At 39.0% G+C, this 18,681-nt stretch carries 15 protein-coding genes; 7 read left to right on the top strand and 8 right to left on the bottom strand.

Features of this window, described 5'->3' with window-relative positions:
* Nucleotides 1–9: 9 nt before the first annotated feature.
* The 7 genes from ABXZ32_RS04520 to sbnA form a co-directional block, all read right to left on the bottom strand.
* Nucleotides 10–591, bottom strand: coding sequence for a hypothetical protein (locus ABXZ32_RS04520; protein WP_354617481.1), 582 nt, complete (start codon nt 589–591; stop codon nt 10–12).
* Nucleotides 592–597: 6 nt separating this feature from the next.
* On the bottom strand, nt 598–750 hold the full coding sequence (locus ABXZ32_RS04515) for a YqaE/Pmp3 family membrane protein (RefSeq protein ID WP_354617480.1): 153 nt from the start codon (nt 748–750) through the stop codon (nt 598–600).
* A gap of 575 nt (nt 751–1,325) precedes the next feature.
* Nucleotides 1,326–1,724: a VOC family protein gene (locus ABXZ32_RS04510; protein WP_354617479.1), complete on the bottom strand. Its 399-nt coding sequence runs from the start codon at nt 1,722–1,724 to the stop codon at nt 1,326–1,328.
* Nucleotides 1,725–1,868: 144 nt separating this feature from the next.
* Complete coding sequence (locus ABXZ32_RS04505; RefSeq protein ID WP_354617478.1) at nt 1,869–2,393, bottom strand: DUF421 domain-containing protein; 525 nt, start codon at nt 2,391–2,393, stop codon at nt 1,869–1,871.
* Nucleotide 2,394: 1 nt separating this feature from the next.
* On the bottom strand, nt 2,395–3,867 hold the full coding sequence (locus ABXZ32_RS04500; RefSeq protein ID WP_354617477.1) for a type III PLP-dependent enzyme domain-containing protein: 1,473 nt from the start codon (nt 3,865–3,867) through the stop codon (nt 2,395–2,397).
* Nucleotides 3,848–5,689 carry an FAD/NAD(P)-binding protein gene (locus ABXZ32_RS04495; RefSeq protein WP_354617476.1) on the bottom strand — a complete coding sequence of 614 codons (1,842 nt, stop codon included), beginning with the start codon at nt 5,687–5,689 and terminating at the stop codon, nt 3,848–3,850. Before ABXZ32_RS04495 ends, ABXZ32_RS04500 begins: the two co-directional genes overlap by 20 nt.
* 5 nt (nt 5,690–5,694) lie before the next feature.
* Nucleotides 5,695–6,699 (bottom strand): 2,3-diaminopropionate biosynthesis protein SbnA, encoded by a 1,005-nt coding sequence (gene sbnA, locus ABXZ32_RS04490; RefSeq protein WP_354617475.1) that lies wholly within the window; start codon nt 6,697–6,699, stop codon nt 5,695–5,697.
* Nucleotides 6,700–6,995: 296 nt separating this feature from the next.
* Here sbnA and ABXZ32_RS04485 point away from each other — a divergent pair, with 296 nt between their 5' ends.
* The 5 genes from ABXZ32_RS04485 (at nt 6,996) to ABXZ32_RS04465 (ending at nt 12,784) form a co-directional block, all read left to right on the top strand.
* The gene (locus ABXZ32_RS04485) at nt 6,996–8,561 is read left to right on the top strand and encodes a hypothetical protein (protein ID WP_354617474.1); all 1,566 of its coding nucleotides are present in this window, start codon (nt 6,996–6,998) and stop codon (nt 8,559–8,561) included.
* 19 nt (nt 8,562–8,580) lie between these two features.
* Entirely contained in the window at nt 8,581–9,315 is a 735-nt protein-coding gene (locus ABXZ32_RS04480) for a phosphatase PAP2 family protein (protein WP_354617473.1), read from the top strand.
* A gap of 216 nt (nt 9,316–9,531) precedes the next feature.
* Nucleotides 9,532–10,836 (top strand): hypothetical protein, encoded by a 1,305-nt coding sequence (locus ABXZ32_RS04475; protein ID WP_354617472.1) that lies wholly within the window; start codon nt 9,532–9,534, stop codon nt 10,834–10,836.
* A 233-nt stretch (nt 10,837–11,069) separates the two neighbouring features.
* Nucleotides 11,070–11,606: a hypothetical protein gene (locus ABXZ32_RS04470; RefSeq protein WP_354617471.1), complete on the top strand. Its 537-nt coding sequence runs from the start codon at nt 11,070–11,072 to the stop codon at nt 11,604–11,606.
* 71 nt (nt 11,607–11,677) lie between these two features.
* Nucleotides 11,678–12,784 (top strand): endonuclease/exonuclease/phosphatase family protein, encoded by a 1,107-nt coding sequence (locus tag ABXZ32_RS04465; protein WP_354617470.1) that lies wholly within the window; start codon nt 11,678–11,680, stop codon nt 12,782–12,784.
* Nucleotides 12,785–13,055: 271 nt separating this feature from the next.
* Here the strand turns inward: ABXZ32_RS04465 and ABXZ32_RS04460 are convergent, their stop codons facing one another.
* Nucleotides 13,056–13,505: a ferritin-like domain-containing protein gene (locus tag ABXZ32_RS04460; protein WP_354617469.1), complete on the bottom strand. Its 450-nt coding sequence runs from the start codon at nt 13,503–13,505 to the stop codon at nt 13,056–13,058.
* Nucleotides 13,506–13,784: 279 nt separating this feature from the next.
* On the opposite strand from ABXZ32_RS04460, the gene ppk1 reads away from it, so the two are divergent.
* A complete protein-coding gene (gene ppk1 / locus ABXZ32_RS04455) occupies nt 13,785–15,842 on the top strand; it encodes a polyphosphate kinase 1 (RefSeq protein ID WP_354617468.1) in 2,058 nt (685 codons plus the stop codon).
* 898 nt (nt 15,843–16,740) lie between these two features.
* On the top strand, nt 16,741–18,678 hold the full coding sequence (locus ABXZ32_RS04450; protein WP_354617467.1) for an alpha-1,4-glucan--maltose-1-phosphate maltosyltransferase: 1,938 nt from the start codon (nt 16,741–16,743) through the stop codon (nt 18,676–18,678).
* Nucleotides 18,679–18,681 lie beyond the last annotated feature (3 nt).

The raw sequence follows: 18,681 nt of genomic DNA, 5'->3' as shown, positions 1-18,681 counted from the left end.
TAGTATGGTTTATTCGGAATATATGGTCTTGGCATCACCAATAATGTTATCCACTTCGGTCATGCTATCTACATATTTATAGTTGCTGTTATAAACGCGATCTGCTTTTTTTCCAACGATAATATGTTGAACATCCAAGTCAGGTGCATTGACATAAACCTGATCTTGAATTCTCATAGTTTTGTCACCAAGGGAAGTGGTCAGTTCCTGTAATTTGGAGATAACGTACAGCCTATTTTTGGTTGCTCTTATTTCCATGATATTCAATTCGTGTTCTTTTCCAGAAACTTCGGCCTCTACCACTAAACTTCGCTCTGCCTTGTCTTCGCCAGGCATATCGAAATCTATAACAGGTACCTCAACTTCTTCTTCCTCCATGACGACCACAACTTTTGGTACTTTAACCGTTTTGGTCGTAGTAGTAATATCAATATCGGACCATACAATATCATACTCGGGCAATTCCCCCGAGTCGGCCTGGACATCTACATCCACATCCGGAAGGGATCCCGATTCTTCTTTGTTCATTTTACAGCTTTGCAGTGCCAATACACTAACAATTACGACTGATAGACTTCTTAATTTTCTCATAGTTTTCTATTTGTTTACAATAAATGCATGGATTACACCAGGTAACCACGCCAATAAGGTTAATAATATACTGATCAACAAAATTGATCCAACGCCATGCTTCATGAATACCGAAAGTGGCGGTAATAAAATGTTAAGGATGATGGTTAGTAATGACATAAAATAATGGTAATGATTAATATGTTACAAAGGTTTCAATTCTAATTCTGTGTGATTATTGTGATCAATAAAAACTTTAGCTTAGATGCTATTTTCTGCATGAATCACACGAAATGGAAATTTTTCAATGGAAAAATTAAGCACATTTAGTACTTACTTTATTGCTCCAATCATGTAATCTTTGACTTGATCAATTCTTTTTTTTGCCTACTACCTTTCTGTTGCCGGTATTTCTTTTTTGATATAGCCCAAACATAAATTTGGCAGCTTTATAACCGACAAACAAGAGGCCTAATTTCCTGTTTTTACTTAATACTCGGTAAAGGAGAAGTTTGTTAAGTCCCATTTTTTTGTCAAATTAATTAGTAGTCTATGGTTAAAATTCTCAACCGCTGTTATTGTTAAAAACCAAATTCCAATTTTGGTAATATCTTCCCTGGCTTCTAAAAAGTAGGGGAGTAAAAAGACGACAATGAACTTCATGGTTTAGTTTGCCAATTTATCCTTCACCGAGATTACCTAACACTGATTTATCGATACAGAATAATCTCTAAATCTGAATCCTGAAGGGTAATTTAATCCTTGGCGTTTACCATCCAATTGATCCCGAACCTGTCCGTGCAACGGCCATAATGACCCCATTCCCTTTCCCTAAAGTTATGATGGACCTGACCCCCCTTTGATAGTTCGTTAAAGAGGGATTCCGCTTCATTGGAATCTTGTACATCAACACTCATATGAATTTGATTACCATGGTTGATCGGAGTGTCTGGTGATGCGTCATACGCCATAAAGTGTACTCCTTTTCCCTTTAGTTCTGCGTGCTGTAATTTTTGTCTATAGGAGGATGGGACATCTATTTTTTTATCCTCATAGGTTACCCTATTATTCACTTCGGCATTAAATAAATCTCCATAAAAATTAAGTGCCTCTTGGCAATTCCCATTGAATGCTAAATAAGATTGTACTTTCATGTCGTTTGTTTTTGTAATAATTATTTGTTTTTCTTAAAATTATAGGAAAGGAGAATGGTTTGATAATTCGAAAGATTAAAATATTGATGCAATTAAAAATATTGGACTTGGAGGGCTCTTACAATGTTTATCACCTTCTTTTAATTAATGCCCTTTCACTCCCTTGAGTAACCATGATTCCAGTTTCTTGTTGGACTGTTCTGAATGCAATACGGAAATATCCCCAGTTGTCTCAAAAACCACGGCAAACACCTCATCCAAATCTATGACATTGGCCTCCCTGAGTTTAGCCCTAAGATCATTTTCGGTTACATTGGCTTTTTTAAGATTGTCCCATAGAATATCTTTGCCATCCATTAATAATAAAGGGGCATTATCGACCATCGCTCTGAAGCTTTTGGATTTCCTGGCAAAGGCCACTAATCCCTGTAAAAGATAAACCGCCGAGAGCCCAACGATTCCTTCCAATAGGCTGACGGTCGAAGATAATAGGGTTGAAGCAATAATGGAACCGATGGCAATAGTACCCGCAAAATCAAAACTTGACATTTTGGAAAAACTGCGCTTGCCAAAAATGCGTGTCAATAGTATTACAGCGATATAAATTCCGATTGCTGATAGCACAATGTACCCTAGTGTATTACTATTGCTTAAAAACCATTTTCCCATCTTATATAAATTTTACGCTTGCTTTTTCTATGAATTCGTCTGGTAGGAAGTCGAGTACGGTTGGCCAATTCGGAGTATCGGAAAAACTGAGGTTGGTTGAAAGTTCAAATAGATGCGCCTCGGTCTCGAAAAAGTGCATCATATAACCTGCGGTATTCACAAAGGCAACCAAATCACCTATTTCCGGTAGCTTAGGCAGTTTTATCATGCGTTTGAGCAAGATGTCCCTTTCTAGGCAATATGCCCCTGTGAAAAATGCATCTATCATTTCCTGCGGTTCGGTTTGTTTGGCATACATCACAAAAGGATCCAATAAAAAGTCGGTACTAGAGCTCATCATCTGGCTCATATTCATTTCAAGTCCTATAAGCCATTGTCCTTTGGAGTCTTTCTTTCTGTGAGCAACTTTAGCTACAGTTATTCCTGTTTGATTAAGCAGCGACCTGCCCGGCTCTATCCGCAGCTCCAATTCTTCTTCGATAAGCCGCTGAGCATTGGATTTTCTTGTTTCCGAATCGGAATAATCAAGGATTTCACGCAGAAATTTTTCTCCGCTTACTTTATTGTAATAGGGGTAGGTCTTCAGTTCACCCATCAGTTCCCCATCAATTAATTGGTATCCTAATCCATTACCGTTGAAGGTTAAATTGGAATGATTGTTTTTGACCGCAGTCCTCAAATTTAGGTCGAATTCTTGCCACTGTTTTTCACTTTCCAAATAGTTCATTAGAATGCCTCCGCCTATATCAATAAACCTAATCGGATAGCCTTGGTCTTTCATGTTTTTGGCAAGAGCAATTGAGGCCGACAACCCACTGGCTCTTTGGAAGGTAGAATAACCATCAAGGTGAAAATGTAACCCTGTTACCAATAGGTTACTATATGTATTTTCTGCACCGATCTGGGTTTGGATAAAATCCCCTGCCTTCTCTACATCAAAACCGAACCTACTGTACAACTTTTTACCATCCACTTGAAATCCACTGATACGAATTCCAACTTTTGCAATTACTCCCAACTCCTTCGCAATGGAGTCGGTTAGCATGCACTCATCCACATTATCCAAAATTATGGCAACTCCATTTCGCACGGCCAACTCTATTTGATCCTTAGTCTTTATGGCAGCGGTTAGGACCACATTCCCTCCATTGCCGCCAAGGGCTATGGATTGCTTTAGCTCATTATAACTTGCAGTATCCACACCTATTCCCGATGCAAATGCCTGTTTTACCAATGATTTGCACTTATTTGCCTTTCTGGCATAGAAAATTTGGTGCTTTATTCCGTACGACTGAAATACATCTTGGAACGATGCTATAGTTTGGGCAAATGTGGGCAGGTGATGAATATTTATAGGCGACCCATATTTTTCAACAAGTGCTTTAAGGATTTCCTGATCCTCAAATAATTGATGCATCCATTTGGATGTTATCGGGCTTAATCCGCCTTCTGGATTACCTTTGTAATATTCCATGTTCCCTTTGATCTTTAATTATATTTTCATGATTGTGCTTGATGTCCATCGCCACGTCGAATGCCCATTGTGAGGCAAAATTGTTGCGTTTTCTAGACAGTGTGTCGTTATCGAAGGTGATGCCTTCCGTAGGTGTGCCGTAAAACGTAATGTCTTTATTCACAGTGCCGTTACAATCCAATGGTCTTCCCTTATGATCAATATCTATACAACCAGGAGTGTATTTAACGTCGTCCTCATTACAGAAAAAACGAAGGATGCCTCTTTTGAGAAGGTTAGAAAAAAGTGTGCCGATCTTTCCCGATGTAGACCCTTTTGGAATCCTGGCATCGACCAGATAATCTACGTGAGCGGATTTCTGTACTTCACTCGACGTGATTAAAAAGGAGTTGGTTTCCTTTACCAAAGTTACCTCGGGATTCCTTGCAAAATCAAAATCCAAGATCCCACATTTGGCCAAGGCATGAATTTTTTTCATATTCTCTAGGGGGGGGCCATAGGCAATTCGATTAAAAAAACCAAAATAGTAGCTATCGAACAATTGATGGGAAGCGGCGTCAAGTCCTCCGAAACTATACACTTCATTGAATACAGCGCTTATTTTTCGCCAAGTACCCGCTGCCGCCAATATTGGACTCATAAGCGGGCCCTTTTCTACCTGTTGAATGCACATAGCAACGTATTCGATTATTTCTTTATGAGAAACAAGGTCATCTGCCTTGAAAGGCCATTCAAGCATTTCCCAATTGAACCTTTTTTCCTTTGGATAGGTTTCATGGTAATCATCAATTTGTTTTTCAATTACAGTGAAATCGGCATTATAGAGTAATTCCTTGTTATTGCTTTTAAATAGCACCTTGTAATAATTGAAACAGAATTCTTTTTTTATCAAGGGTAGAATGTGATTTTCAAAACAAATGGGAGAGAGGATTTTTAAGTTCTTTACTACTTCCTCGGTCAGGTAATATGGGGGTATCCCATCATCGGCTTCTCCATTTCTAGGTATCATTGGAATACCGGTTCTTGAAAAAGGAATCAATTTTTTTGGTTCGTTACCTGACGGGACATAATGGTAGCTTCCATCCGATTTCTTTCTGAACGTTCCACCGTAACCTTCCGTCAAAGCCAAAACCGCATCAATGAAAGTCAGCCCCATTCCCTTGAAAGCCACCGTCACATCTTTGGGAATGGAACCTAAATTCTTATTTGTCGGGTAGATAAACTCAATATACGGTTCTGTCCCATGAGCAGTATTGAACCTGGCCCCGTTCCAAGAATGGCCGGTGGTCATAAGTATTTTTTTAAAGTGTTTCTGGTCACCGTCCCCTTTTTCCTTCGTCCTTATAACATAGCCATCCTGCCGGTTTTCAATATCTGTAACCACGGAAATATGTGGGAATACTTCTATGTTCTGAGACAGGTTTTGACACAAACGGATAAAACCGTCCATTAAATAGTTTCCGACTGTTGCTCTTGATGAGAATCCGTTTTTATTGTGGGCCGCAGGGATACCCGTTTTTGAGGATAGCCAAGTGGTAAAGTCAGGGGTGTCCTCTAAGATACAGTTGGGCAACTCCTTGGTCCACATATCGATATTTCTATTGGAATAATTCATGATAAGGTGGGAGGGCTGATCATTGCGGTATATATCGCCCGCGCCAAAAAATTCGTTTTGATTGTATACATGGATATGGACAGGACAATCCAACTTCATGTCCTCCATTTGCGCCAAAAGACGCTCTAGGCCATACAGCCCTTTAGGTCCTAAACCTACAATAGCCACTCTGTAGGCCTCATCTTTATGTTTGGTTCTTTCTTCCATATAGGTTACCAGCCGTTAATAGGTTCAAAAGCCACTTTACATTCGGGCAATTCCTTTAAGAGCCATTTTTTATCATAAATTGTATCCAGGTATCGTTCTCCACGATCGCTGAGCAAGAAAACACAATTACTGTTTTGGGGTATCTTTTTCATGTATTCTTCAATCGCACTTACAACGCCTCCTGTAGATCCACCACAGAGAATACCTTCTTTCTTTAATAATAGCCAACAACCTTTTATACAGTCTATATCTGTCACGGCAACATGGTCCCAGATTTTATCCACATTCAGGAAATTTGAGGGGACACCTGCACCATGACCGGGAATAAGTCGCTTTTTTTGCCTGCCCCCGAACAATACACTGCCCTCAGCATCTACGGCCACCACTTTAGTAGACAATCCATTGTTGAGGATGTAGTCGGCACACCCCATAATAGTGCCACATGTACTTGTGGCCACGAATAAATAGTCCACTTTTGCTTCCAAAGCGCTCATGATCTCTTCCATAGTTTTATAATGGGCCATGGGGTTGTTTGGGTTGGCGTACTGATTAGTCCAGAAACTGTTTGGGATTTCCTGCAAAAGCTGCTTAACTCTTTCTAGGCGGGCTGCTAGAAATCCTCCTTCCAATTTGGGCTTTCGTACATACTCAATTGTGGCTCCATATGTTATTAATAACTTTTCGGTATGGCTATTCAATTTTGGATCTACAACGACCACCAAGTGCAACCCATAGAATATACAGGCCTGGGCAAGTCCCAACGCCATATTGCCCGAACTTGATTCGATAACAGTATCCCCTTTCTTTATTTTTCCTGACTCCATGGCCTGTTTGATAATATATGTTGCGGTACGGTCTTTTAAGCTGCCCGAAGGGTTTGCAGCTTCAAGCTTACCGAAAAGATTAATGGAGGTTGATTCGAATAGATTATCCAAACGAACCAATGGAGTATCCCCAATGGTTGAAACAATGTTTGGAGAAATCGAAGAAGTGGATTCTAATGTAATCATAGCTAAACAAGGTTAAAATAACGAGCCCGTAAAAGATCCAGCACTGTAAGGGGACAACAAGATAGCTGCAGTATAGGCGTATAGTTAACGGGTTTAGTTAAATTATTAACCGGAAAAATAAGGGTGGTGATTTTTACTTGGCACAGTAGGATATCAATCGTAGGACGTATCCTTGAGTAAGAAGGTTTGGAATGAGCTAATTTCTTAAGTTATAGCGCATCCCTAAAGACTTTTTATTCTGTAATATTGACTCTCTCTATTAATAAAGGGTACATGGATATTATAAATGCGCTACTATGTCAAGAAGTATAGTACTCAAATCTTTAATAGGGTTTTTGGGCATAGGCACTATTGTTATAATTATTCTACAGTTAACGGCAAAAAAGGAGGTTGAGGAGTTTTTAAGAAATAAAATCCCCCAGCATATTCAGTTGGATTATGAAAAAATCTCCGCGAATATTCTTACCGGCTCTGTACTGATAGAAGAATTAAACATTACCGTAGCCAATAGGCGGGATACATTAGTTCATACAAGGGTAAAGGCAGATTATTTGGAAATTGAAGGATTGAACCATTGGCATTTCTTATTTGATAAGACCTTCGATATAAATAGTTTAATCATACGCCGTCCCATGGTTAAATACTTTTCTGATAATAAGTCCAAAAGATCAGAGAACGATACATTGGGGGTAGTGAAGTTGTTGAAAACGATTATGATTGATCAAATTGAAATAGAGAATGGTAGTTTCTATATCCTTAAAGGTGCGGTGGACAGTTTGCTGCTGGAATCACACCAGATTAATTTTACGTTGAACGAATTTAAGACGGATCCGAATATCATTAAAAGGAAGATTCCGTTTGAGCATGAGGCCTACACCTTTTCTGCAAATGATTCTTTCGTTGATTTGGACTCCTTTGAAACATTGAAAATTAAGAGCATCAACGTTCAAAATAATAATGTAGCAATTAATGATATTCAGCTTAAGTCAAAGTACAAAAAAGAAGACTCATCAAAACATCTGGAGCGTGAACGAGACCATGTAACGCTCGAAATTCCCAAGTTAGATATAGGAGGTTTAGGTTTTGGCTTCAGTTTGAATAAATTTTACCTTCTCTCGGATGAAATTGTATTTACTAGCCCCAAGCTAGAAGTGTTTAGGGACAAAAGGCTTGCTGATGACACCGTCGACAAGAAAATGTACAGCAAGTTGATAAAAAATTTGCCCATTGATATAAAAGTTCCCAAAATAGAATTTACAGAGGCCCACGTAGGTTATGAGGAGCAAATAAATGATCATGGTATCCCTGGCCGGTTATTTATTGATCATATTAATGCTTCAATTCTTGGCCTCGATACAAAGGCTGCCAAAGGTGATTCTACCCAGTTAAAAGTAAAGGGCTTGTTAGTGGGAAACGCTCCCATCAGTCTTGATTATATGTTCGATGTGACCAATGAATATGATGAGTTTTTAGTAAAGGGAAGAGTTTCTTCCTTACAGGCGGCAGAACTAAATTCTTTTCTTAGGCCAAATCTCAACGTGGAGGCGGAGGGAAATGTGGATGAAATGTATTTTACCATATCAGGAGATTCCCATACCTCTAGCGGAGATATGAAAATGCGTTACGAGAATTTTAGATTTGACCTGCTTCGAAAAGATGGCAAAAGGGTTGATAAGATCTTGACGGCCATTGGAAACTTATTCGTTAACAATGGGGAAAAGAACAACGATGATGGCTTTCGCTTTGGCGAAATCAAAGCGGAACGCAATATTGACAAATCGTTTTTCAACTATTTATGGCTTGGCATAAAGAGCGGGATAGTAAGCACCTTAACCGGGGATGGAAAAAAAGAGAAAAAATAACTGAATTAAAATTATTGATATGAATATGAGGGACATGCTTGGAGGTTTCATAAGGCGAATAAGAAATTTCTTATTAGAATCTTTCGGCTCCTACCAACAGAAAATGCCATATGTGCTTATGGTTGCCTTTGCATTAATTGTCGTCATTGGTGGAATAAACCTGTTTATAGAGCTAACCGCAACTCTTCAAACAGATACATTGGCCGACTATGATCATAGAATAACACAATACATCATTGCCCATCGCAATCCAGCGCTAACCGCATATTTTAAGTTTGTAACGGAGGTTGGGGATTTGCATGGATACTTAATTGTATTGGGAATTAGCATACTGTTAACGGCTTTGGTCATCAAGAAGTGGAAATATATCGCCCAGATTGCCCTAGTGCTACTTTTGGCGACATTGTCCAACGTCATGTTAAAAAGATTTATCGATAGGGCAAGACCTGGTATTGAACATCTTGTGGTTGTAAAGACATTGAGCTATCCCAGTGGTCATGCTATGAGTGCAATGGCTTTTTACGGTTTTTTAATCTATCTGGTATATAGGATCAAGATGAACACTATTTTAAAATGGTCTTTATATGTTTTTCTTGTCCTGTTCATTCTAAGCATAGGGATCAGCCGGATTTATCTAGGGGTTCATTTCCCTTCGGATATCGCTGGGGGTTTTATTGCCGGATTGATATGGGTGATATTTTGCATTTTGATTTTCAATCTGATCGATGTTTTTCGAAAGGATCCTGTTACATAACCATATTTTAATTGCGCTGAAGGTTGCATTTGAAAGAAGTCTTCCCTTATCGCAGCAATTTAGTCAGGTTTACTGTAAATATTGATTCCTTGATACCTTGTGTTCCGTAATTGATTTGGAAGTAAACACTGATGTTCAAGATGTATAAATCGATTGGTGGAATCCATTAATGGATGTTTGATAATGAAACCTATAACTAATAAGAAACAAACAACTATGCGTAAATTTATAATCATCGGCTCAACCTTACTTCTAGTGTTTATAGCATTGGTTTATTTATCGGTGTCTGAAACTAAGGAAAGCTTCCGGACCAGTGAGGTACTTGATATTGACGATCTCGATAAAATTAAGTTCGGGGATTTTGATTCGGTCACCGTGGCTGCCAACATACTTTATAAGGCCAGTCCCCTCAAGAAAATAATGCAAGGGGAGCAATTTCGTGAGGCTTGGGCCACGCCAGTTACCGTTCCTATTGCATTTCTTGATACCTTGAAAGGTGGACTAAAAGTCATCGAAGAGGGGGGCGGAAAACAAACCCATTCCCTTGAATTGGAAGATAAAAGGGGCATTCGTTATACCCTTCGGAGCTTAAGTAAGGATCCTGTAAAACTAGTACCTGAGATGGCCAAAGAGCTTGGGCTGGAAAACATCGTTGTTGATGGGGTGTCCGCACAACATCCCTATGCGGCATTGGTAGTCGCTAAACTATCGGAGGCAGCGGAAATATTGCACACAAATCCAAAATTAATGTTCATCCCCAAACAAAAGACCTTGGGCAAGCTCAATGAAAAGTACGGGAACCGGCTTTATTTTCTGGAATTCGAAAGTGAAGGCAAGGTCAATTGGACGGCTCTTAAAGACATAAAGGAAATCATGGACAATGAAAGCCTTCTTAAACTGAAGTTGGAAAAAGGGGAAGCTGTGTCGATTGATATAAACGCCATGATACGGGCCCGACTTTTCGATCTGCTTATCGGGGATTGGGACAGACACGCAAAACAATGGGGGTGGGCAGTGCAGGAAAAGGACGGCAAGTTTACCGCCATTCCGGTACCCACAGATCGCGACAATGCTTTTTTTAATCTTGGAGGCGTAATACCTTCCTTGGTCGCCAATGATATTTCACATCCAAAGGTACAGACCTTCGAAAAGGAAATTGGTTTTCTGCCAGGGCTCGTTTCTGAATTTGACGAGTATTTCTTGAGATCTGGATCCCTTGAACAATTTAAACAAGAGGCCATTAAATTAAAGGAGCTAATGACTGATTCCAAAATTGAAAGTTCTTTTAAAATCTGGACAAAGGAGATAGATAGTATTAAAGGACCCGAAATAAGGGAGAAAATAAGGGCTAGAAGGGAAAATTTAGTAGTGACTGCGGAGAAGTTCTACGGGATACTTCAGCGAAGGCCTAAAAAAGATATTGTTTTAAAAGGAACAGATGAACTTGAACTTACTGGGATGTTGGCCAAGTGTTTCGATTGCACAGAGGAAGATTATAAATTTAAGGCCCTTGAAGAGTGATGTTTAATTCGCCTGGCCTAACTCCGTTGATTTAGGGATAAAAACATGGGATGGTGCGTTGGAATTGATGGCCCTCTGATTTGTACTTTAAGAAATGTATCAAAGCTATGTAAACATACCTACTGTGACAGGGACCGCACAGCTTTATAACTGACTGGTGCAATAGGAGAAAAACGCTGAAAGAATTTAGAATTAAGTATTCATAGACTATAACAGATTTAAAAATTTGTAAAATGAAAATTAGCATTTACACTAAAAGGGCACTTCTAGGGGGCGCAATATCACTTATGGTTATTACTACCGGTACTTTTCTTTTGGGACACCTCAGCGGGTACGAGGCTAAAGTTTTGATTAAAAACTCCATCGACGGTTTAAATACCCTTTGTAATACCATTGCTTTGGCATCTGCAACTATTTTGGCGCTTCTATTGACCTTGTTGAGCCTGAGCTCCAGTTCCTCATCGAAATTGAAGAAGGAGCACTACAAGCATGTTTTGCTGATAGCTAAAGTTGACACCACTGTATTTATAGCTTCAGTAATGGCGTTTCTATTGCTTAATTTACCCATAACAGAATCCGACTCTGTGCCTGGTAATTGGTTCAGCACCATTTATTATATTTCATTGGCTATTTCCAGTGTGCTGAGCTCTGCCCTAATCGTTGTTGTGCTGATGCTTTATAATACGGTAGCGAATATCATAAAGATTGTTGGGCTCGGGGATAAGGATCATCCTTTAGCTATTCAAGAGGAAGACGATAATCCCAAATAATCGCTCCATCTTTTGGCAGGCAAGCAAAGAGCCTAACTTAACCTACTTAATTTTACAAAATATAACTAGAGATGAAATTATCAAGGTTAATGTCCAGTTTTTCTTTAAAGCTATTTCTTCAAATCTTTGGAGTGGTGGCAATCATACTTACCATATTTCCCTTTGTAGCTGTTGATCATTGGACAGTAAGGGTTTTCGACTTCCCTCATTTGCAGCTTACTTTATTAACAATGCTCGCTCTGTTGACCTACTTTTATAGGTTTGACATTCGTGATTTTAAAGATTATTTATTTGTCATTGCACTTTCCGCTTGCTTTCTTTTTCAAGGAATGAAAATTTTCCCATATACTGCCTTCGCCAATTATGAGGTGAACGATGCTTCAAGTGAAGCGGAAGATTTTGTTAGCATTTATACGGCTAATGTACTACAGGACAATGATAATGTAGATTTGGTGGTCCAGGATACTGAGAGATTCGATGCGGATGTAGTGCTTTTCACGGAAACGAACATGAAGTGGGTAAATTCACTGAATAAAGGATTGGGTCATAAGTATCCGCATAAAATTGAGGTGCCTTTGGAAAACACCTACGGCATGCTTTTACTTTCAAAATACAGTTTCGAGGAAGAAAGCATTAAGTATCTCATTGAAGATACGATCCCATCTATCCATACCAAGATAAAACTTCCCTCGGGCAAAAAGATCCAATTGTATGCCATACATCCAGCCCCACCGACTCCCCAACACAATCCTTCTTCTGTGGACCGAGATGCTGAAATGATGAAAACAGCAAAATTGAGCCTTAACTCTGAATATCCGGTGATTGTGATGGGGGATTTTAATGATGTGGCATGGTCAGAAACAACAAGTTTGTTTTCAAAATTCAGTGGTCTGCTTGACTTGCGAAAGGGTAGAGGTTTTTTTAGCACCTATAATGCCAAGAGCTGGCTGATGCGTTGGCCGCTAGACCATGTTTTTTCATCGGCTGATTTTAGGGTTGTGGATGTACAAAGAGGTGAAAAGACAGGCTCCGATCACTTTCCGTTTTATACAAAACTAAGTTTGGAACCTGAGCTGGCTTCGGAACAGCAATTGCCAAGACCTAGCAAAAAGGAAATTGAAGAGGCATTTGAACAAATTAACAAAGAAGAGGAAGATGATAAATCGAATGGTAATTAATCTAAAAAGTACCTCCAACATAAAGGCACTGCCTTATTAGGGTTTACAAAAAACAGGATGGTGACTTTAATAAGTGTTGCCCATATGTCTACCGATTAATTTTTTAGTTCGTTCTCATAATATAGCGCCCTAGAAATATTTAAGACAGTGTATTTGGGCACTGTTTATTCCTTATTGGACCAGTCCCATTATGGCTTGAAAGTCTGCCTCTAAAAAGAAGGGGCGATTCAAACGTATTGAATCGCCCCTTCTAAAACAAGCCAACTAACTACTATTCCAAATCTTCCAAAGACTTGATCGTATTCAAATCTGATTGTATTCTTGCCTTTTGGTCGCGAATCAAGGTATCTATCGCAACGGGCAACACATTGTCTTCCAAAACTTCCTCGTATTCCTTAACCGCAGCCTTATCTCCGCGAATAGCTTCTTCTAGCATAGCTTCATCTTCATTTCCTGAAAAGAACGATTTAACATCCATCCATGCACGGTGTATGCTTCCGGTAAAACTTCCATTTTCGTCAATCTCATCGTAGTTGGCAACCAACATTCTTCTCAATTGATTGTTGAAATCCCTACGCTCGTCGGACTTTCTCCTAAAATAGTTCTGTAAGCCATGACTTTTTGCATTCTCGGCCGCTTTGGCATATCCCTTTTCGGCATCCCTGTTTTTTTCTAAAATCTCTTCTAACTGATCAACCAGTTCTTTACTTCTTGTATCCATAATAGTGTTGTTTTAAATTATTGTATATGGTGAAATTACCTATAACATCGTTTTTTGATTAACCTTAAAAATTCAATTATTGATCGATTTGATACTAAAAGAATTTCATTGGTGAAAAGAGGAATTATATAATTGCATTGGCCTATTTCCTTGTTCTTATTTTTGCATCCGAGCACGCCCACCCAAGTAAAATTTGGACATTGATCGCATGTTAAGGCTTGGTGGTTAGAGTTAATAATTTTCCAATATGGATTATTTAGAATTCATAATTTTGGGGTTATGGAAGGAATAGATCAGCAAGAGAAATTTATATATAAGGATAGGGAATTGGATTGGCTCCGTTTTAATGAACGCGTACTGCAAGAGGCTGCGGATCATATAAACCCCATATTGGAACGATTGAAATTTCTGGCTATTTTTTCATCCAATATGGATGAGTTCTTTAAGGTCAGAATTTCAAAACTTCGCCAACTTAAGAAAGTCAAGAAGAAGGTCAGAAAACCTTTGGGATTGCGCCCAAATAAGACTTTAAAAATCCTTTTTGAGGAAATAGACCGGCAACAAGAGCTTTTCGGTAAAATCTTTAACGACGAGATCCTACCAGAACTGGCAAAAAGCAACATACATATATTGCAGGTTTCCAATTATACCAAGGAACAGAAAGCTGAGCTCAAAGATTATTTTGAGAGCCACATTTTAGATCATCTAAAAACCTTTAACAGTGATGGGATAACAACGGAGACCTTTGAAGAGGGGCAACTTTATATGGTGGGTTACGATCAAAATTTGAATGGGATTAGATTTGTGAAAGTCCCCACCGATAGCGTAGGCCGATTTAAAGAGCTAACCACTGAGGGTAATTGTTTTAAGTATACCTTTCTGGAAGACATTCTAAAACTAAATACTGACAGAATATTTCCAAATTCCAAGATCGAAACACTCTGGAACATAAAATTATCCAAAGATGCAGAACTGTATTTAGATGATGACTATGAAGGGGAGTGGGTGCAGCAAATATATGATTCCTTGGCAAAAAGGCAGGTCGGCCAGCCTACCAGGTTACTTTATGAAAAAGGCATGCCAGAAGAAATATATAACAAGATAAAAGTGCTGTTGGGTCTTGGAAAAATAGATTTGATGGAAGGGGGGAAGCGACATAATTTTAGTGATTTTTTCTCATTCCCCAATCCAAATGAGAATCCCAGCTTAAACTTTGAGCCGTTTCCTCCCCTGAAGCACAAGGCATTTGAGGCATCTGGAAGTATCTTCGAGCTCGTAAAAAAGAAGGATCGCTTGCTACACTTCCCGTATCAGGATTTTAGCTATTTGGAAGATTGGATTGCAGAAGCGGCTAAAGACCAGCATATAATTTCCATTCATATTTCGTTGTACCGGATAGCGAAGGAGTCGCGTTTAACCTCTGCCTTGTTGGAAGCCCTGGAGAATGGGAAAGAGGTCACCATATTTGTTGAGGCCAAGGCCAGGTTCGATGAGGAAAACAACATAACATGGGGGAAGATATTTGAAGAAAAGGGAGCACATGTGTATTATAGTTTTCCAAATATAAAGGTGCATTCCAAAATCCTGTATATGAGGCGTAGGGAAGACGATGGAGTAAGGGGTTACGCCTATATCGGGACAGGAAATTTCAATGCGATGACGGCAAAATTTTATTGTGACCATGCCCTCTTTACTGTAAATCCAAAAATCACAAAAGACCTGGAGCAAGTGTTCAGAATTTTGAAACGGGAAGTGCTTCTCCCTAAATTTAAAACCTTATTGATTTCTCCTTATAACCTGCGTTCCCGTTTTGAGGAAATGATCCAGCGAGAGATCCAACATGCCCAGAATGATAAACCAGCATTTATCGTAGCCAAGATGAACAGTTTGGAAGATCAAACAATGATAGATTGGCTGTATAGGGCAAGTAATGCAGGAGTCCGTATTAAATTATTGGTTCGAGGGTTTTGTTGCCTGGTCCCAAATGTCAAAGGTCAGAGTGAGAATATCGAGATTATCAGTGTAGTTGACCGCTTCCTGGAACATGCCCGGGTGTTTCTCTTCCACAATAATGGGGAGGAAGAACTCTTTATGGGTAGTGCGGATTGGATGACCAGAAATCTTGATAAGCGTATTGAGGTGGTTACGCCTATTTTAGACGAAGATATTTTTCGCGAACTTAAAGATATACTGGAAATACAACTTTCAGATAACACCAAGGCAAGAATCTTGGATAGGGAATCCAATAATGATTATTTAGAGATACCTGCAGTAAAGGATAAAATTCGTTCCCAATATGATATTTATGAATATTTGGGTTCCAACCAAGGCAGTTAGGAATATTTCCTGGGCGATAGGAGATTACAATTCAATACATAGGTTTTAAATCTAGTATTGGAGACAAAAAAAATAGTCCACCCAGGCAGTACCTCAGTGAACTATCTTAAAATCATAACCTTATTTAACAACTCAATAACTTTTGATCGTATCTAATTGTTATTTTTACTTCTCGATTTAAAAATATACATAAATCTTCATAAAAAACTGTCAATTGTGTTGTTTTTTGTGTCAAAAACAATAACATCCGAAAAGAAATCGATTTCGGTTGATAACTTTTACAAATTATTGACATAAATGATCCTTTGAAAAGGAAGCTGACGAGAATTTAATGATCGCTAGTCTGTCAGACGCCAGCATAGAAAGGGTGTTGTTTCAATTTGATCCGAAGGTGCCACTAGGTTACGGAATCTTTTGTATAGTTCTTAAATTTTTAAAAATTATCCTATATTTACGACTATCGGAACTTTTATTTTTACTTCTCTCCTAAAAGTTTTGATGAGGACATGCTTGTCAAAATAGTAATGATTTATTTTACTATGATGCAAAAGCGCGACTTAATTTCTGGGATATCCCGGAAACGAGTGTTGGTTTTGTGAGGATTCGTTTTGGATTTTTCCAAATGAACGACAATACGTTTCATTTTTTTAGGGTCACAAGGATTTAATATTGATGATATGCCAATTTAATTGTTGGAAGCTCAGGTGATCAGATGATCCATACCATTATTTTAGGGGCATCTTAATGAAGGGCCTAAGACCAAAAGAGAAAAAGGAAGGCATTAAATTACTTTTTGTTGTCAATTAGTTTTAGCGCCATACCATAGAAAATAATGTCATTAAATAATGTATATTGAGTACTGGAAATATCTTATAGCACAACTAAACCGAATTAAATTATGTTAAGACAACATCGTGTAATAATAGAAAATGTAGCACCACAATTGCAATGCGGCAGTTTTTTTATCAAAAGGGTCGTTGGAGAAACGGTCAAGGTTACAGCAGATGTTCTCCCCGATGGTCACGATATTATTCAGGTGGAAATTCTATGTAAGCACGAAAAGGATAAAAGTGCCTCAACCATTCATATGAGGCACGTGGGAAACGACGTGTATACCGGCTCATTTAAAGTAGAAAAACAAGGATTTTACGAATACAGTGTTAGAGGATGGGTAGATTATTCCTTGAACTGGCAGCATGGAATTGAGGCCAAGATAAAAGATGGGCAATATGTAAAAAGCGAGTTGTTGGATGGCATACAGTACCTAGAGTATATTTCTGAAGTGGTACCCGAAAGTGAGAAGGAGCAGGTGCTCACTTGGATGAGAGAGTTTGGGGATGAACATTCATATGACAGCGCTGTGAAAACGGCTACTTCCAAAAAACTGTGTAGAATGTTTATAGAACATCCACAGCGCTTGTTTGCCAATACCAGCAAAATCCTACAGGTGTATGTAGATCGTAAAAAAGCCAATTTTAGTACCTGGTACGAATTTTTCCCCCGATCGGCAGCTTCAGAACCAGGAAAGCATGGAACTTTTAAAGATTGTGAACGCTTACTTCCAAGAATAGCAGGTATGGGGTTTGATACGCTTTATTTTCCTCCAATACATCCCATAGGTGAAAAGAACAGAAAAGGCAAGAACAATGCTACCAATGCCAAAGAAGGGGATTCTGGTGTGCCATGGGCCATAGGCTCCCATTTGGGAGGCCATAAGTCTATTCATCCAGAATTGGGAACAGAGGACGATTTCAAGAATTTAATACAACAAGCGAACAACCATGGTATTGAAATAGCTATGGATCTAGCCTTTCAGGCGGCACCGGACCATCCCTATATCACGGACCACCCTGAATGGTTTAGAAAAAGGCCGGATGGCACCATGCAGTATGCCGAAAATCCACCTAAAAAATATCAGGATATTGTCAATTTTTATTTTGAAACCAAGGCGTACAAGGAATTATGGGAAGAGTTGCTCAGTGTTGCCTTACATTGGGTCAATTGTGGGGTAAACATTTTTAGGGTAGACAACCCGCATACAAAACCCTATTACTTCTGGGCATGGTTAATTGATGAGGTTAAAAAGAAACACCCAGACGTACTGTTCCTTGCCGAGGCATTTTCACGGCCTAAGGTAATGCAGCAATTGGCCAAACAGGGCTTTTCACAATCATATAGTTATTTTACCTGGAGAGTGGACAAAGGTGAGCTTATGGAATATTTAACTGAGCTGACGCAGTCGGATATGAAGGAATATTACCGTGCTAATTTCTGGCCAAATACTCCAGACATCAATCCTTATCATCTACAGGGCGCAAATGAGACAATGCATCTCATCAGGTACGTTCTAGCGGGTACATTATGTGGAAATTTGGGAATTTATGGTCCTGTCTTTGAATACATGGTTTCAGATGCCATGCCAGGGAAGGAAGAGTATATCCACTGCGAAAAATACGAGATTAGGCATTGGGATTGGACCATAGAAAACAAAATCACCTACCTGATCACCAAAATAAACGAGGCCCGTAAGAAGCATGCATCCTTACAGCAGACAAATAATATTCAATTTTGTCATATAGAGAACAATAATTTGATCGCTTTTTACAAATGGAGTGATGATAATTCGGACGAGACTTTAACAGTTATCAGTCTAGATTCACATCATACCCAACAAGGGTTTGTTCAGCTTCCGCTGTCATCTTTGGGGGTGAACGATGGACATCAATTTTCTATGAGGGATGCAATAACAGGAAATAGTTATAATTGGAATTCGGAATGGAACTATGTTGAATTAAATCCAACGTTGCCATTTCACGTGTTTCATATAAATAAGTAAATA

Source organism: Sediminicola luteus (genome assembly GCF_040566555.1).
In the GTDB taxonomy this organism is placed as follows: Bacteria; Bacteroidota; Bacteroidia; order Flavobacteriales; family Flavobacteriaceae; genus Sediminicola.
This window is presented reverse-complemented; position numbering and strand designations above follow the sequence as displayed.

What these genes read in the sequence shown, in the direction of transcription:
- ABXZ32_RS04520 (WP_354617481.1), bottom strand. Translation starts at nt 591, where the DNA reads ATGAGAAAATTAAGAAGTCTATCAGTCGTAATTGTTAGTGTATTGGCA.
- ABXZ32_RS04515 (WP_354617480.1), bottom strand. Translation starts at nt 750, where the DNA reads ATGTCATTACTAACCATCATCCTTAACATTTTATTACCGCCACTTTCG.
- ABXZ32_RS04510 (WP_354617479.1), bottom strand. Translation starts at nt 1,724, where the DNA reads ATGAAAGTACAATCTTATTTAGCATTCAATGGGAATTGCCAAGAGGCA.
- ABXZ32_RS04505 (WP_354617478.1), bottom strand. Translation starts at nt 2,393, where the DNA reads ATGGGAAAATGGTTTTTAAGCAATAGTAATACACTAGGGTACATTGTG.
- ABXZ32_RS04500 (WP_354617477.1), bottom strand. Translation starts at nt 3,867, where the DNA reads ATGGAATATTACAAAGGTAATCCAGAAGGCGGATTAAGCCCGATAACA.
- ABXZ32_RS04495 (WP_354617476.1), bottom strand. Translation starts at nt 5,689, where the DNA reads ATGGAAGAAAGAACCAAACATAAAGATGAGGCCTACAGAGTGGCTATT.
- sbnA (WP_354617475.1), bottom strand. Translation starts at nt 6,699, where the DNA reads ATGATTACATTAGAATCCACTTCTTCGATTTCTCCAAACATTGTTTCA.
- ABXZ32_RS04485 (WP_354617474.1), top strand. Translation starts at nt 6,996, where the DNA reads ATGTCAAGAAGTATAGTACTCAAATCTTTAATAGGGTTTTTGGGCATA.
- ABXZ32_RS04480 (WP_354617473.1), top strand. Translation starts at nt 8,581, where the DNA reads ATGAATATGAGGGACATGCTTGGAGGTTTCATAAGGCGAATAAGAAAT.
- ABXZ32_RS04475 (WP_354617472.1), top strand. Translation starts at nt 9,532, where the DNA reads ATGCGTAAATTTATAATCATCGGCTCAACCTTACTTCTAGTGTTTATA.
- ABXZ32_RS04470 (WP_354617471.1), top strand. Translation starts at nt 11,070, where the DNA reads ATGAAAATTAGCATTTACACTAAAAGGGCACTTCTAGGGGGCGCAATA.
- ABXZ32_RS04465 (WP_354617470.1), top strand. Translation starts at nt 11,678, where the DNA reads ATGAAATTATCAAGGTTAATGTCCAGTTTTTCTTTAAAGCTATTTCTT.
- ABXZ32_RS04460 (WP_354617469.1), bottom strand. Translation starts at nt 13,505, where the DNA reads ATGGATACAAGAAGTAAAGAACTGGTTGATCAGTTAGAAGAGATTTTA.
- ppk1 (WP_354617468.1), top strand. Translation starts at nt 13,785, where the DNA reads ATGGAAGGAATAGATCAGCAAGAGAAATTTATATATAAGGATAGGGAA.
- ABXZ32_RS04450 (WP_354617467.1), top strand. Translation starts at nt 16,741, where the DNA reads ATGTTAAGACAACATCGTGTAATAATAGAAAATGTAGCACCACAATTG.